The 13,403-nt window shown below is 42.5% G+C and carries 13 protein-coding genes; 6 read left to right on the top strand and 7 right to left on the bottom strand.

All coding sequences use genetic code 11. From position 1 onward, the window contains the following. Window positions 1-19: 19 nt before the first annotated feature. From J8Z24_RS19595 to J8Z24_RS19585, 3 genes are read right to left on the bottom strand one after another with little or no spacing between them, the layout of a single operon-like run. A complete protein-coding gene (locus J8Z24_RS19595) occupies window positions 20-520 on the bottom strand; it encodes a GNAT family N-acetyltransferase (protein ID WP_147391164.1) in 501 nt (166 codons plus the stop codon). Beyond that, entirely contained in the window at window positions 520-1,854 is a 1,335-nt protein-coding gene (locus J8Z24_RS19590) for an NAD(P)/FAD-dependent oxidoreductase (protein WP_176032794.1), read from the bottom strand. Before J8Z24_RS19590 ends, J8Z24_RS19595 begins: the two co-directional genes overlap by 1 nt. 1 nt (window position 1,855) lies before the next feature. After that, a complete protein-coding gene (locus tag J8Z24_RS19585; RefSeq protein WP_176032795.1) occupies window positions 1,856-2,413 on the bottom strand; it encodes a GNAT family N-acetyltransferase in 558 nt (185 codons plus the stop codon). Window positions 2,414-2,627: 214 nt separating this feature from the next. Between J8Z24_RS19585 and J8Z24_RS19580 the strand changes: the two genes are divergently transcribed. From J8Z24_RS19580 to J8Z24_RS19570, 3 genes are all read left to right on the top strand, one after another. Continuing rightward, window positions 2,628-4,061 (top strand): chitinase, encoded by a 1,434-nt coding sequence (locus J8Z24_RS19580; RefSeq protein WP_176032796.1) that lies wholly within the window; start codon window positions 2,628-2,630, stop codon window positions 4,059-4,061. Window positions 4,062-4,344: 283 nt separating this feature from the next. Then, window positions 4,345-5,544: an RsmB/NOP family class I SAM-dependent RNA methyltransferase gene (locus J8Z24_RS19575; RefSeq protein ID WP_252095688.1), complete on the top strand. Its 1,200-nt coding sequence runs from the start codon at window positions 4,345-4,347 to the stop codon at window positions 5,542-5,544. 8 nt (window positions 5,545-5,552) lie between these two features. Then, complete coding sequence (locus J8Z24_RS19570; protein WP_099640869.1) at window positions 5,553-5,804, top strand: DUF2999 family protein; 252 nt, start codon at window positions 5,553-5,555, stop codon at window positions 5,802-5,804. Window positions 5,805-5,874: 70 nt separating this feature from the next. On the opposite strand, the gene J8Z24_RS19565 is transcribed toward J8Z24_RS19570, so the two are convergent. Beyond that, window positions 5,875-6,633: a DUF3667 domain-containing protein gene (locus J8Z24_RS19565; RefSeq protein ID WP_252095687.1), complete on the bottom strand. Its 759-nt coding sequence runs from the start codon at window positions 6,631-6,633 to the stop codon at window positions 5,875-5,877. 41 nt (window positions 6,634-6,674) lie between these two features. Continuing rightward, entirely contained in the window at window positions 6,675-7,673 is a 999-nt protein-coding gene (locus J8Z24_RS19560) for a WD40 repeat domain-containing protein (RefSeq protein WP_252095686.1), read from the bottom strand. Between the two features lie 359 nt (window positions 7,674-8,032). Between J8Z24_RS19560 and J8Z24_RS19555 the strand changes: the two genes are divergently transcribed. Further along, window positions 8,033-8,917 carry a DMT family transporter gene (locus tag J8Z24_RS19555; protein ID WP_252095685.1) on the top strand — a complete coding sequence of 295 codons (885 nt, stop codon included), beginning with the start codon at window positions 8,033-8,035 and terminating at the stop codon, window positions 8,915-8,917. Between the two features lie 375 nt (window positions 8,918-9,292). On the opposite strand, the gene J8Z24_RS19550 is transcribed toward J8Z24_RS19555, so the two are convergent. Both J8Z24_RS19550 and udk read right to left on the bottom strand, forming a co-directional pair. Continuing rightward, complete coding sequence (locus J8Z24_RS19550) at window positions 9,293-10,516, bottom strand: NupC/NupG family nucleoside CNT transporter (RefSeq protein ID WP_125251830.1); 1,224 nt, start codon at window positions 10,514-10,516, stop codon at window positions 9,293-9,295. Window positions 10,517-10,528: 12 nt separating this feature from the next. Beyond that, on the bottom strand, window positions 10,529-11,158 hold the full coding sequence (gene udk / locus J8Z24_RS19545; RefSeq protein ID WP_125251829.1) for a uridine kinase: 630 nt from the start codon (window positions 11,156-11,158) through the stop codon (window positions 10,529-10,531). Between the two features lie 307 nt (window positions 11,159-11,465). Here udk and J8Z24_RS19540 point away from each other — a divergent pair, with 307 nt between their 5' ends. Both J8Z24_RS19540 and deoD read left to right on the top strand, forming a co-directional pair. Continuing rightward, window positions 11,466-12,677, top strand: coding sequence for a phosphopentomutase (locus J8Z24_RS19540; protein WP_176032800.1), 1,212 nt, complete (start codon window positions 11,466-11,468; stop codon window positions 12,675-12,677). A 14-nt stretch (window positions 12,678-12,691) separates the two neighbouring features. Next, window positions 12,692-13,393, top strand: coding sequence for a purine-nucleoside phosphorylase (gene deoD / locus J8Z24_RS19535; RefSeq protein ID WP_125251827.1), 702 nt, complete (start codon window positions 12,692-12,694; stop codon window positions 13,391-13,393). Window positions 13,394-13,403: the final 10 nt, after the last annotated feature.

The raw sequence follows: 13,403 nt of genomic DNA, 5'->3' as shown, positions 1-13,403 counted from the left end.
AGCTTAAAAAATGGCGTGCTTAGTCAATCTGACTGGTATAAACATGATTTGCAATCACTTTGCCATTAAATGAAAAATCAAACTGACCACAGTGAGCTAACCCAAGCTTTTGATAAAATTGATTTGATTCATTCTCTACCCATGTGTACAGCCAATATTTTTCACCTAGATCGGCACATGCGGCCGTGATGAGTTGCGAGCCGGCTCCCTTACCATGCCATCTTCTTAATACATAAAGCTTTTCAATCTCGAATCCAAGATCTTGGTCGCCGTATTGTGAAGACCTGTTAGCTTGAATGTATCCCTGTATTGCACCATCATGCTCAGCAACATAAATGCTGATTTCATCACGTTGTAACAAAGCTAAAAAATATGCTTGTGTAAAGGTGGTAAGTGCATAGTCGGCATATTCTTGTTTTACTCCCTCTAACGCATACGTGTCGAGCCACACCTGAATAGATAAGGCTGCGAGCGAGGAGGCGTCGCATGGTCGGGCTGGACGAATTTGGAAGTGGTACATTATCCTAGTTTATCCATTATTTGTGCGTATTGGTAATAAGCGAGCTGGCCAAATCGACGTAATTGTGGCAGCGGAAATGTGGGTAGCGGTTTAGTATAAATAGGTAAATTAGGTACAGGTTGTCCCATTAACTTTTCAGCAAGGCGTTTACTGGCCTGCGCACTAAATGCCACTCCTGAGCCACAGTAGCCGAGTATGTAACCGGTGTTATTTTCAGTATAAATATGTGGAATATCATCAAGCGCTGCCGCAATATAACCACTCCAGAAATAATCTACTGTAAATGGCAGTTTTGCAAAGCAATCTTTGAGGGCCGTCTGTAAGTTGTGTTGATACTTTAAGTTATCTTGACTGTGCCCAAATACAGCACCACGCCCACCAAATAAAATGCGATTATCTGGAAGTCGGCGGTAATAATACTTGAGTCGCCGGGTATCCATGACGACTTGCTCAGTGAATAGACCATGGGCATTTAACACGTCATCACTAAGAGGGTTGGTAACAATAATACTGCTTAAGATCGGCAAATAACGACCTTGTGTTAAAGGAGATAAGTTGCGTTGGCTATAGGCATTTGCTGCAATCACCACTTTATCTGCTGATACCTTGTGACCATTAACTTCTAAATGGTGTTTACCATTTGGGCTTTGGTGGTGTGTGACCAAGCTATTTTCGTATATCTTTACTCCGGCTTGCTGTGCCATCGCTTTGTAACCCATTAATAATTTTAATGGATGGACACCAAAGGCATTATCAAAACGCAGTGCGCCAAATCCCTGTTGATTACGCATATAAGCGTCACGGAGTTGTTGCTGGTTAAGCAGTTGGTGTTTGTTACAGTCCATTGTGGAATTTAAGTACTCAGACTGCGCCTTTAAAAGCGAAAATGCTTGCTGATTATGTGCTACTTTAAGGTAACCTGATGCTTGGACATTACACTCAATCTGGTTCACTTTGATATGATCACGCACTCTATCTACCGCATCATTATATTCTTGGTAGATGGATTTACTGATGTCTACACCATATCTTTTAGCAATTTGAGAATAACCTAAACGTCCTGTACTTGGTAAAACAAACCCTGCGTTTCTTGCGCTTGCACCAAAGCCAATTTGGTTGGCTTCAAATAATGCCACATTTTGCTGGAAAGTAGTCGCTAAATGATAAGCTGTCAGTAAGCCAGTAAATCCGCCGCCAATGACTGCCACATCAACCTGCAAGGGACTATCAAGTGCTGTGGATGGCTCACCGATGTCGCAGGTTGCAGCCCAGTAACTCTTGGCAAAAGCTTGCCCCTGACAATGTGGCTGGGTTAGAGGATCAAATCCGGACATATTAAAACTCCAGCACCATTTCTGCCGCTTGGCAGTGGCACTGTGTGCCACAAATAGTGCAGACATAACCATGATAGATACAATCGTCTAGCCATTTGTCATCGTGTACTTTGATGAGTTTACCACCTGCTTTAGTGAAGTATTTTACTGCGCCATTGCCTGGGCTTTGCTTCCATAGGTGAGAGACACCAGCTTTTGCACCTTGTTGTTTTAGTGCTGCCACTGCATGGCTTAATAATTGTGGTCCTATACCTTGCCCCTGTGCATTGGGCGCGATAGCAATACACTTAAAGTAAGCCATATCAGTTTCATCAACCGGCCAAAGTGTTGGCGAGCTCCATTTGTCAATTGGCCATTGTCCGGCACTGTAGGTGGTTCTAAAACCAAGTAGTTCATCATTTTCGCCCAGCGCAACAAAAGAAGCATTGATACCGTTTTTACAACCTTTTTGGTACATCTGTTCGATACCGGTTTCATCTAAGTAGTTATCACCATGAACGAGGTTACCAAGCTCAATAACGGGTAAGAAATGCTCTGGTTGCAAGGGAGTGATTTTCATAAGAAGCTCTATTGTTGTTATTTATAATCAATTTTTATTAGCGTTGGCCTTAGCATATCACGTTGACTGACGTACCAAAAAGTCTTGGTCGTGCTCATTTTTTGAGACTCTGTTATTGAGCTTCGGGTCGTTAGATTTGACAGCGATGTCATTTTGTTAATAATTGTTAAGTTAGTGGGTTCCACTATTAACAACAACGTGTAAAGGAAAAAACATGAAAACGCTTAAATTAGCAACAGTAATTTCGCTGGCTATTACTGCAAGTCAGGCAATAGCTATGAGTCCGCAACCAGATCCGCAAAATCCGGGAGGCTATATCGTGTCGCGAGCAGAGCTTTCTGCAACTGAGGGCGCAAAAACAAACAATCCAATGTATGCCATCTGGTCTAAGGCACTAGAAACCCGAGATAACACAATCGTTGAGGGAATTGCCCCTAACCTTGCTAGTAATCCTAATAACGTTAAGCGAGCTGAGCGTGTCTTTGGTGAAGCACAATGGCGATTTTTAACCCAAATGGCTGCGCCTGAATACACATATACCCGTTTTTTACGTGCTATTGGTAAGTTTCCTGCTTTTTGCGGCGACTACACCGATGGTCGCGATGCTGATGCAATCTGTAAACGCTCAATCGTCACCGCTTTTGCGCACTTCGCCCAAGAAACTGGAGGCCACATTGCCAAAGATAACATTTCTGATAACCCATTAGGTCTTGAAGAATGGCAACAAGCCTTGGTGCATGTACGTGAAATGGGGTGGTCAGAAGGAGAGGTTGGTTATACTACAGGGTGTGGTCAAAATGATTGGCAGAATCGTCGCTGGCCCTGTGGCACTGGGCAAGGCTACTTTGGTCGTGGTGCAAAGCAGCTATCTTATCACTTTAATTACGGTGCGTTCAGTGAAGTCATGTTTAATGGCGACGCCACTGTATTGCTTAATAACCCAGGTTTAGTTGCTGATTCTTGGCTAAATTTAGCGTCCGCAATTTGGTTTTTCTTAACTCCTCAAGCACCAAAGCCGGCGATGCTGCATGTGATTGACAAAACTTGGGTGCCGTCACAGCGTGAGGTAGATGCAGGGATTGGTTATGGTTTTGGTACCACTATTAATATTATTAATGGTGGTATCGAGTGCGGAGCACAAAACCGTGACAAAGGTCAACCTGTTAACCGCATCCGTTATTGGGAAGGGCTATCACATTACTATAATATTGCCATTGCTGCGGATGAAGAAAACACCTGCTGGCAGCAAACACCTTATGGTAGCTTAAATTTAGATGGCGCAACTGACGTACTATACACAAACTGGGAAGGAGACTGGACATATTACGCAGACCGCCCCGGAGGCTATTCTTTCGAGTGTAAACTTGTTGGGTATCAAACGGCTTATTCGGCACTTGTACCAGGAGACTACGAAAAATGCGTGACAAACTTTTATCAATCCCACGCAAGTTGGCCTCAAGTTCGAGTGGTTGACGACTTACCTACAACCCCTGTTGAACCGCCAGTGGGTGGTGTACCAGCTTGGGATGCTGATAAAGTCTACTTAAAAGGTGACCGTGCTAGCTACAATGGCGTGATATATGAAGCTAAATGGTGGACCAAAGGGAACATTCCAGCGGCTGACGGCCCTTGGTTAGCTGTTAAATAATACGGCAGTCGTTGTGGAGCGCGTTATACCATAAGTGGTCTATTTTGAGGTGAGAAAATCTTGTCGATAACAAGGCAAAAATTTTGCTATTTAGTTGTTCTAAATAAGAAATTTTTAACGCTGTTAGCGTCAGATTTACTCCTTCAAATTGAGCAAGTATTAAGTCAAATTGGTATTGTTTTGCTCCACAACTTCAAGATTCTCAGCAAAGATCACAAACTCCAATTGAAGCCCTTCTGTAGGCACGCTAAAATAGTATTTTAGCAATAACCGAGACCATATTGTGTCTGTAACTCGCGCATTAGTTCAAACTTTATCTGAGTGCATTGAACATGTACTTGACACCTCCCTCCATGCCGATAAAGCATTAACTCAACTACTGCAAAATAACCCGCAGTGGAGCCTTGATGAAAGGCAGTATGTAGTGAGTAACTATTACCATATTTTCCGCTTTAAACGATTACTGACTTACTTGCTTGAGCATGAGAATTTACCATTAGATGGGTTTGGCTATTGGTTGACTTGTCAAGTTGTAACCAAGCAGGCGTTGCCGGAGTGGGTAGATACCGAGCGTTATCATGTCGAGCGTTTACAAAGCTTGATAGAGCAGGCCCCCGAAGCTATCCGTCTGTCATTGCCGGATTGGCTCAATGAAGTGGCGCATATACAGCTCGGTGAAAAATGGCAGGTGATTGCTAACGCGCTAAATCAAAGTGCTCAGCAATATTTGCGAGTCAATACTCTCAAAAGTGATATTGCAACGGTTACAGCATCTTTAGCAAAAGAGGGGATCAAGGTTTCAAACGTTGAACTTGATGCGCATATTGCCTTAAAAGTGGAGTCAAATAGCCATTTGTTTCGCTCTCAAGCATTTCAGTCCGGATGGTTTGAAATGCAAGATGCAGGCTCTCAGCAGATCGCACCATTTTTAGATGTGAAACCTGGACATAAAGTGGTGGACGCATGTGCTGGAGCTGGTGGAAAGAGCTTGCACTTAGCTGCATTGATGGAAAACAAAGGTCGATTACTGTCTTTGGATATTCATGAGCATAAACTTGAAACGCTAAAGCAACGGGCGAAACGCGCAGGGGTTCATGTTGCTGAGACCCGCGTTATTCAAAATAACAAAACCATCAAACGACAAAAAGAAAAGTTTGATCGTGTTTTGTTGGACGTACCTTGCTCAGGTTTAGGTGTACTAAAGCGAAACCCAGATGCAAAGTGGCACTTGAATTCGCAAAATTTAGACACACTTATTGATTTACAAACAGATATTCTGGCGCGCTACAGTCAAATGTGCAAAGTGGGCGGTAAATTAGTCTATGCAACTTGCTCGATTCTACCCGCTGAAAATGAGCAACAGGTTGAACGCTTTTTGGAGAACAACCCCAACTGGCAACTAGAAGACTCACTTTGCTTACTTCCGGGAATAAATTCGGAATTTGATGGTTTTTATGCCGCACGATTAGTAAAACACAGTTAGGAAACAAGATGAATCCAATTATTGCATTACTTAAAGAGCACAATATTTCAGACGAGCAAATTGAAGCGGTGTTTACCCAGCTGACGGAAAACCCAATGATGGCAATGGCAACAATTCAGCAATTAGGTATTCCACCTGAAAAGCTTCAACAATTAATGGGTTTAGTAATGCAAAATCCTGCATTGATCAAAGAAGCGGTAGATGAATTAGGTTTGGATTTTGAAAAGGTTGAGGCTGCAAAAGCCCAGCTAAAACAGTAGTGTTAATGGCTAGACAAGCTCAGCCTTGTCTAGCCCTAGCTAAGTTAATCTAAGTTAATTCGCATGCCGCTCAAATCTTGTGAGTAAAACCACTGTATACCCCAAATAAAAATGTGAGCATTGCAGAAAATAGTGTCGAGCCTATCGCGTAGGCAAGTATTGCCTGAACCCAATTTTTCCACTTTGCCAGCTCATTTTCCGCCATTTTATAGTTAAGTATTATGCTGTACAAACCAGAAAATAAGAGCGAAAGAATAGCGTAAAGCTGCTCGCTGAAGATCTCTAGCATGAGTGGAATAGAGAATATCAGTACGCTTAGGGTTAGAATGAGTAGGTGTCCTATGGTGTACTCCAGCATTGTGTAGGGCGCAGAACGATACACTAGCTTAGAGGCTAATCCGAGTAAGAATGCCAGAATAAAGACGCGATAAATGTGCGTTGCTTCATATAGTGCGATTTCAGATTGCCATTTGAGCTGCTCTTTCGATTCCAAAAGCTGACTGCTGGGCATGAAGCTGGTTTCAAGTAGATGCGAGGCAAGCACGATCACGGTGAGTAGAATAAAACTAAACTTGAAGGGATTACCAAAGCGACTCCTCTGTCCATTCAAGTATCCAATAATGGTGCTAAAGGGTTGCAATAGCAGCCCAAAAAGCAATCTAAAAAATGGTGACTCTAAGTCGAATAATGCACTTTGAAGTAGTACACCTAAGTGTTTGAAAGTGAGTCTTGAGGCTCTTTTTTGCCCACAACCTGAGCAGTACTCGCCAGCTAACTGTGTGTGGCAGTTTAAACAGTGCGATTGGTTTTCGAAGTTTAGGTGATCCATACGATTTTTTATTATTTTTTACTTATAACGAATGCTACCTTTTATTGTCTCTTAGGATCAAACAAAATGGGTGTCACAGCCCACTTTTCAAGCATACCATCCGAACTAATCGTTGTAAGCACGTTACTATCAGAGAGGTGGAAGTCATAAACGGTACTGCCACCGCTTCGTTGTGCGATTGGCCAGCTTATGATCTCTGTTCCAGATACAAGTTCCCATAACGAGATATAGGCTTTGGATGAGGTTGTTAACAAAAACTCATCGCTAGCTAGAAATTGGGCACCGCGAAAAAACTTGAAGCGTTGAGGGTAGGAGAGTGATAAAACAGGCTCGCCAGAACGAGTATCAATGAGCTCCTGTGCTTGGAGGGCGTCTGAAACAAACAGTCTATTTTCATTTTGTGATAAAGCTAAACTGGTAATTCGGTGAGGAAGCGCATAGTCTATCGTGATTTCTTTACTCTGTAATTCAAGCCTTTTAGCATGACCATCTAAAGAGGCAGAGTAGAGAGAGGTTAAACTCCGATTAAAAATCAAATGTGTGACGCTGCTTTCATGAAGGTGTATTTTCGTGATGGTTTGTTTATCTAAACTCAACAGCAGTACGCTGCCGTCATTGTAGCCAAGGGCAATAAGCTGCTCATCGCTGGACCACTGTGCCTTCGTAATACGAATAAATGAGTCAAATTCAGGTAATGAATAGCTTACTACCTCGTTCGTGTGTAATTGCCAGATGTTGAGTTGCGTGTCTGAAATACTAACAACACTTCGCTTGCTCGGCGCTATCAAAGCGTCACGAAAAGTAAGTTGGTATTTACTGCCTTCAATCTGTTTCATGAGCTGTTGGCTTTGGTTATCCCACACTTGTAGTAAATGATCGTCAATAAGTAGTAAGGTTAATGCTGCATCATGAGAGAGCGTCGCAAGATTAACAGGTAATTGAGTTAACTGTACCTGTGTTATCGGTTCTATAGCCTGCTTTTTGCTGCATCCAGCTAGAATAAGCAAAGTAATCATACATATATAAAAATAACGTCTCATTCTGTGCTCTTTCCGCTTTTCTCTTTTTTATCAAGGGTAGTCTTAACCATAACCTGAGCTTAAGGCAATTACAGTCTCTTTAGCTAGCAATGCGTGCAGGTGTCTGGGTGCAAGAGCACCGTGCTCTACAAAATTCGCTTATCTAGAATAAGACAATCATTTAACGTGATTGTAAAAAAATGAGTTAACTTATTTTATCCCACTCTCAGATTACGTAAATAAATGGCCACTTCACTTAGCAAGCTGGCTATAAAAGTTGTGTAACGCGCACTTGCTAATTTGAGTGCCAAAAATGGCTTGTGCTCGATTACCGTATCGGCTTATGGTAGCTGCTCATTAGTATTTTTCTGGAGTTTATCGTGAAAGGATTATTGGGATTAGTACTATTAGCTGCAATTTGGGGGGGCTCTTTTTTATTTATGAAGCTAGCCGCGAGCGAGCTAGGACCCGCTGTACTGATTGAATTTAGGGTGATATTAGGTGCGGTTACACTGAGTGTGGTGGCATTACTGCTGAAGCGCAATTTGCATTTTTGGCGCTATAAAAAACATTTTCTAATCTTAGGCATGTTCAATTCAGCAATCCCTTTTATGTTGTTTGCATATGCTGTGCAAACGCTTGATGCGTCAATGGTATCTATTTTAAATTCAACTGCGCCATTTTGGGGAGTGGTAATTGGAGCATTATGGTTAAAAGTGCCAACGCATAAGTCGGTATGGATGGGGTGTGGGTTTGGCCTTGCCGGTGTTGTTACGTTAGTGGGGTTTGATAGCGCAGTACTCAAAGAAGGTGCATGGTTGCCTATTTTAGCGGCATTATGTGCGACACTGAGCTATGCGGGCGCATCGCACTACACAAAACGTGCACCACAGATGACTTCATTTAATCATGCTCATGGCAACTTGTGGGGAGCTGCCATATTTGTTTTACCTTTCATATTCTTTATGCCGATAAGAGAAACTCCCAACTCAACCGTGATAAGTGCGGTCGTTGGGCTTGGTATTATTTGCACAGGGATTGCGTATATTTTGTATTTCAAGCTTGTAGAAGAGTTAGGCGCGGCTTCGGCGCTATCAGTGACCTTTCTGATCCCGGTTTTTGGCATTTTATGGGGACATCTATTTCTTGATGAAAAAATAGGTATAAACACCATTTTAGGCAGCGTATTAGTGCTAGTTGGTGTGAGTTTAGTAACAGGACTGCATGAAAAACTGTTTACATTAAAGAGTTTAAAAGCATCATAGTTGCACCAAGATACAGTGATGTTAGCAATACTACGGTGTTTTTATACATATTCAATTTAAGGCTTTAGCTGCGTACAAAGTTTTTAGCTTATACCAATTTTCTTAATTAAGTGGTCTATTTTGAGGTGAGAAAGCCTTGTCGACAACAGGACGCGGGAGCGGTGTTATTCCCAAAACTGTCTGGCTAGGGAAAGGTATAATTTAATGTGGTATTAAATAGCAAAGTTTACAGGGGGAAGAGTGAGCGATAGCTGGAAACGATAAAAGGGCCTAAAAGGCCCTTTGGTGAAGTATCGTTCAAGTTAGTATGGTCACTTTAACCCCTTAAAGCAACCAACCAATTGTTTTGCAACTGCGGCTTATCTCAATAAGTTTCTAAGCTAGCGAGAGGAAGAAACCTGCAATTGCTGCACTCATGAGGTTAGCCATAGACCCTGCTAACACTGCTCTGAGCCCTAGGCGAGCGATATCCTTTCTACGACTGGGAGCCATACCCCCGAGTCCGCCTAGTAAGATGGCAATCGACGATAAGTTAGCAAATCCACATAAAGCAAATGTGACAATCGCTTGAGTGTGTGTGCTCAACGTATCGCGATAATTCATATAATCTAGGTAGGCAACAAACTCGTTTACTACCAATTTTTGGCCGATGAAACTACCTGCCGTTACAGCTTCCGACCAAGGTACCCCAAGTAGCCAAGCGACAGGGGCAAAGACGTAGCCTAAAATTTCTTGTAGTGTCAGTGTTGGGTAATCAAAGATTCCCCCAATACTACCTAATAAACCATTGAGTAAGGCAATTAGCGCTACAAATGCAAGTAGCATTGCACCTACGTTTAGTGCTAAGTGCATACCACTTGATGCACCAGATGCTGCTGCATCAATTACATTAACAGGTTTATCTTCGCCACTATCAACATCTGATAAATTTTCATGTGGCTTTTCGGTTTCTGGCACAATCATTTTTGCCATTAAGAAACCACCCGGTGCCGCCATAAAGCTTGCTGCTATTAGGTATTTAAGTTCAACACCAATCGCAACATAACCAGCCATTACCGAGCCGGCGACTGTTGCTAAACCGCCCACCATGACTGCAAACAATTCTGACTGCGTCATTTTTGGGATAAACGGTTTTACGATTAGAGGCGCTTCCGTTTGACCAACAAAGATGTTTGCTGTAGCGGAAAGCGACTCAGGTCGTGACGTTTGCAACAGCTTTTGTAAGCCGCCACCTAAAATCTTAATAATCCAATTCATTATGCCAAGGTGATACAACACAGCCACAAGTGCTGAGAAGAACACGATTACCGGCAATACTTGAATTGCAAAAATAAATCCTAGCGAGTCTTGTTGAGCCAAAGGGCCAAATAAAAAGCCAATGCCATCATTAGCATAGCTGATTACCTTTGCAACCGCGCTAGACATTGAAGCTAAAACGTTTTTGCCTGCTTCAATAAAGAGTACAAAGCCGCCTATTAAGACTTGCAGTAAAAATGCGACGCCTACGGTGCGCTTATTAATAGCACTGCGGTTAGTCGAACACGCAAATGCTACACCCAGGAGCATCATCATACCCACTAGGCTCATAATTGTTGTCATGCCAATTTCCCGTTATTCTTGTAGCAAATATTTTATTTTACTTTTTATAATATCAATCGCAACGCGATTCATACCACCACGGGTCACAACCAAGTCGGCATTATGCTTGGATGGCTCGATAAACTGATAAAACATCGGTCTTACCGTTGCCTGATATTGTTCTACCACAGATGACAAACTTCTTCCTCTGTGCTCTATATCCCTTTGCATGCGACGCAGCAAACAAATATCCAAAGGTGTATCAATGAACACCTTTATATCAAACTCTTCACTTAATGCAGGATCACTTAACAATAAAATACCCTCAACGATTAGTATCTTTGCAGGATTAACTATTCGGGTTTTATCGCTACGTGTATGCTGTCCGTAATCGTAGGTAGGAACCTCTACAGATTCACCTTGGCGAAGCTTTGTTAAATGCTCGCGTAACAGCTCGTGTTCAAACGCATCAGGATGGTCATAATTCGTTTGAGTACGATGCTCTATAGGTAAATGCGATTGATCTTTATAATAGGCGTCCTCTTCGATTACCGCGATAGCGCCTGAGGCAAGCTCATTCACTAATTCGTTGTAAATCGTTTGACTAAAAAGAGACTTACCAGACGCAGATGCGCCAGCTATGGCTATAATAGTTCGTGTCACTAAAGTTCACACCCAGCAGTTGTTTATGTTGGAAGATCACAATAGCAAAAAAGACACGATTAATCTCTTTTGCCTCGCTTAATGAGCAAATTTAACGGGTTTGGCGGACTCAAAACAGGACTTATGTCCGCTGAAGGCAATTGATTGAAATTTGCAAGATCGCAACTTTTCGTGAATTTTGTGACTATTTTATGACAGCGGACTTATGTCCTGTACGATTTTTTTAACCAAACATAAAGTAACCAACGCTTACGGTAACCATGTATTTAAGAATAAATAACAGCCTAAGCAGTATAGAGAGGTATCTATGGCAAGAGCAATCATATTAATGGCGGATAGCCTAGGCATTGGCGCAGCACCAGACGCAGAACAGTTTGGTGACCTAGGTGCTAATACTCTCGCACATTTATTGCAGGCATATAGTGAAGAAAAAGGTGAAGCACTCGATTTACCTAATCTTTCTAAACTAGGTCTAATCGCAGCATGTGAAGCTGCGGGTAAAGAAACCTGCATCGTTGCACAAAATATCGAGCCAAGTGCAGCTTGGGGATATGCAAAAGAATTATCAAGTGGTAAAGACACACCGTCTGGCCACTGGGAAATGGCAGGGGTACCTGTATTGTTTGATTGGGGTTACTTTCCAAATACTAACCCATGTTTCCCGCAAGAGTTTATAGATGAGTTGTGCAAGCGTGCGGAAATCCCAGGTATTTTAGGGAACTGCTACGCGTCGGGCACCACTATTTTAGAGCAGCTGGGTGAAGAACATATGCAAACTGGTAAGCCAATTTGCTACACCTCAGTTGATAGCGTCTTTCAAATAGCCGCTCATGAGCAATCTTTTGGCCTTGACAAGCTTTATCAAGTATGTGAAATCGCACGGGCACTGCTTGATGAAATGAATATAGGACGAGTGATTGCGCGGCCATTTATAGGCACTTCAAGTGCCGACTTTATTCGTACCGGTAACCGTAGAGATTACTCCGTGTTACCACCTTCGCCAACAGTGTTGGATAAGCTAGCCAACGACGGCGGCGAAGTAATTAGCATTGGTAAAATTGCAGATATCTACGCACATCAAGGGATAACGCAAAAGCATAAAGCCCCTGGTTTGTTGAATCTACTAGCAAAAACAAGCGAAGTGATGGACTCTGCACCGGAGCACAGCCTTATTTTCACCAACTTGGTCGACTTCGACGAAAAGTTTGGTCATCGCAGGAATGCAGTAGGTTACGCTGAAGCATTAGCTCAGTTTGATGCTTTTTTACCAGAGATTATTGCCAAATTAAAAGTAGATGATTTGCTTTTAATTACTGCCGATCACGGTTGTGACCCAACTGCTGAAGGCACAGATCATACGCGTGAATACGTGCCTGTATTGGCATATACACCGGGTATGAACAATACTCCGTTAGGAGAGAGACAAAGTTTTGCTGACATAGGTCAAACGCTTGCCCAGTGGTTTGATTTAGACGCAACACAGTACGGTGAAGGCTTTAAGGCCGAAATAAAAGCCTAACTAAAGGAAACAATATGAGCACTCCACACATTAGCGCAAAGCCAGGTGATTTTGCAGAAACGGTATTAATGCCGGGTGATCCATTAAGAGCAAAATACATTGCAGAAAACTTCTTGGAAGATGCTCGTCAGGTAACTGACGTTCGCAACATGTTTGGTTTTACAGGTACTTATAATGGTAAGCCAGTCAGCATCATGGGCTCAGGCATGGGCATTCCGTCTATGTCAATTTACGCACGTGAGCTTATAGTTAGCTTCGGCGTTAAGAACCTTATCCGTATCGGTACATGTGGTGGAATTAGCCAAGACATTAAGATCCGCGATGTTATTTTTGCCCAAGGCGCAAGTACAGATTCAAACGTGAACCGTGCTCGCGTACGTGGCTATGATTTTGCTGCTATCTCTGATTTTGGTCTTTTGGAAAATGGTGTAAATGCCGCGCGTCGTTTAGGTATTGATGCAAAAATTGGTAATGTATTCACGACAGATACTTTCTATCAAGCGGATAGCGAATTTTATAAAGAATTAGACAAGCTAGGTGTAATGGCCGTTGATATGGAAACGGCGGGCCTATATGGTGTTGCGGCTGAGTATGGTGCAAAAGCAATGGCATTATTCACTGTAAGTGATCATGTTATTACTGGTGAAGCAACACCACCTGAAGAACGTCAAAGTACGTTCAATGAAATGGTAAAAATTGCGCTAGAGTCAATTTAATACAATTTAA

It is taken from the genome of Pseudoalteromonas sp. SCSIO 43201, assembly GCF_023716725.1.
In the GTDB taxonomy this organism is placed as follows: domain Bacteria; phylum Pseudomonadota; class Gammaproteobacteria; order Enterobacterales; family Alteromonadaceae; genus Pseudoalteromonas; species Pseudoalteromonas peptidolytica.
The sequence above is the reverse complement of the archived record's forward strand: the minus strand, read 5'-3'. Positions and strand labels throughout refer to the sequence as shown.

Excerpts from the sequence above, each read along its gene's own strand:
- J8Z24_RS19565 (WP_252095687.1), bottom strand. The coding sequence starts at position 6,633 with ATGGATCACCTAAACTTCGAAAACCAATCGCACTGTTTAAACTGCCAC.
- J8Z24_RS19550 (WP_125251830.1), bottom strand. The coding sequence starts at position 10,516 with ATGACAACAATTATGAGCCTAGTGGGTATGATGATGCTCCTGGGTGTA.
- J8Z24_RS19580 (WP_176032796.1), top strand. The coding sequence starts at position 2,628 with ATGAAAACGCTTAAATTAGCAACAGTAATTTCGCTGGCTATTACTGCA.
- J8Z24_RS19585 (WP_176032795.1), bottom strand. The coding sequence starts at position 2,413 with ATGAAAATCACTCCCTTGCAACCAGAGCATTTCTTACCCGTTATTGAG.
- J8Z24_RS19560 (WP_252095686.1), bottom strand. The coding sequence starts at position 7,673 with ATGAGACGTTATTTTTATATATGTATGATTACTTTGCTTATTCTAGCT.
- J8Z24_RS19590 (WP_176032794.1), bottom strand. The coding sequence starts at position 1,854 with ATGTCCGGATTTGATCCTCTAACCCAGCCACATTGTCAGGGGCAAGCT.
- J8Z24_RS19595 (WP_147391164.1), bottom strand. The coding sequence starts at position 520 with ATGTACCACTTCCAAATTCGTCCAGCCCGACCATGCGACGCCTCCTCG.
- deoD (WP_125251827.1), top strand. The coding sequence starts at position 12,692 with ATGAGCACTCCACACATTAGCGCAAAGCCAGGTGATTTTGCAGAAACG.
- J8Z24_RS19540 (WP_176032800.1), top strand. The coding sequence starts at position 11,466 with ATGGCAAGAGCAATCATATTAATGGCGGATAGCCTAGGCATTGGCGCA.
- J8Z24_RS19570 (WP_099640869.1), top strand. The coding sequence starts at position 5,553 with ATGAATCCAATTATTGCATTACTTAAAGAGCACAATATTTCAGACGAG.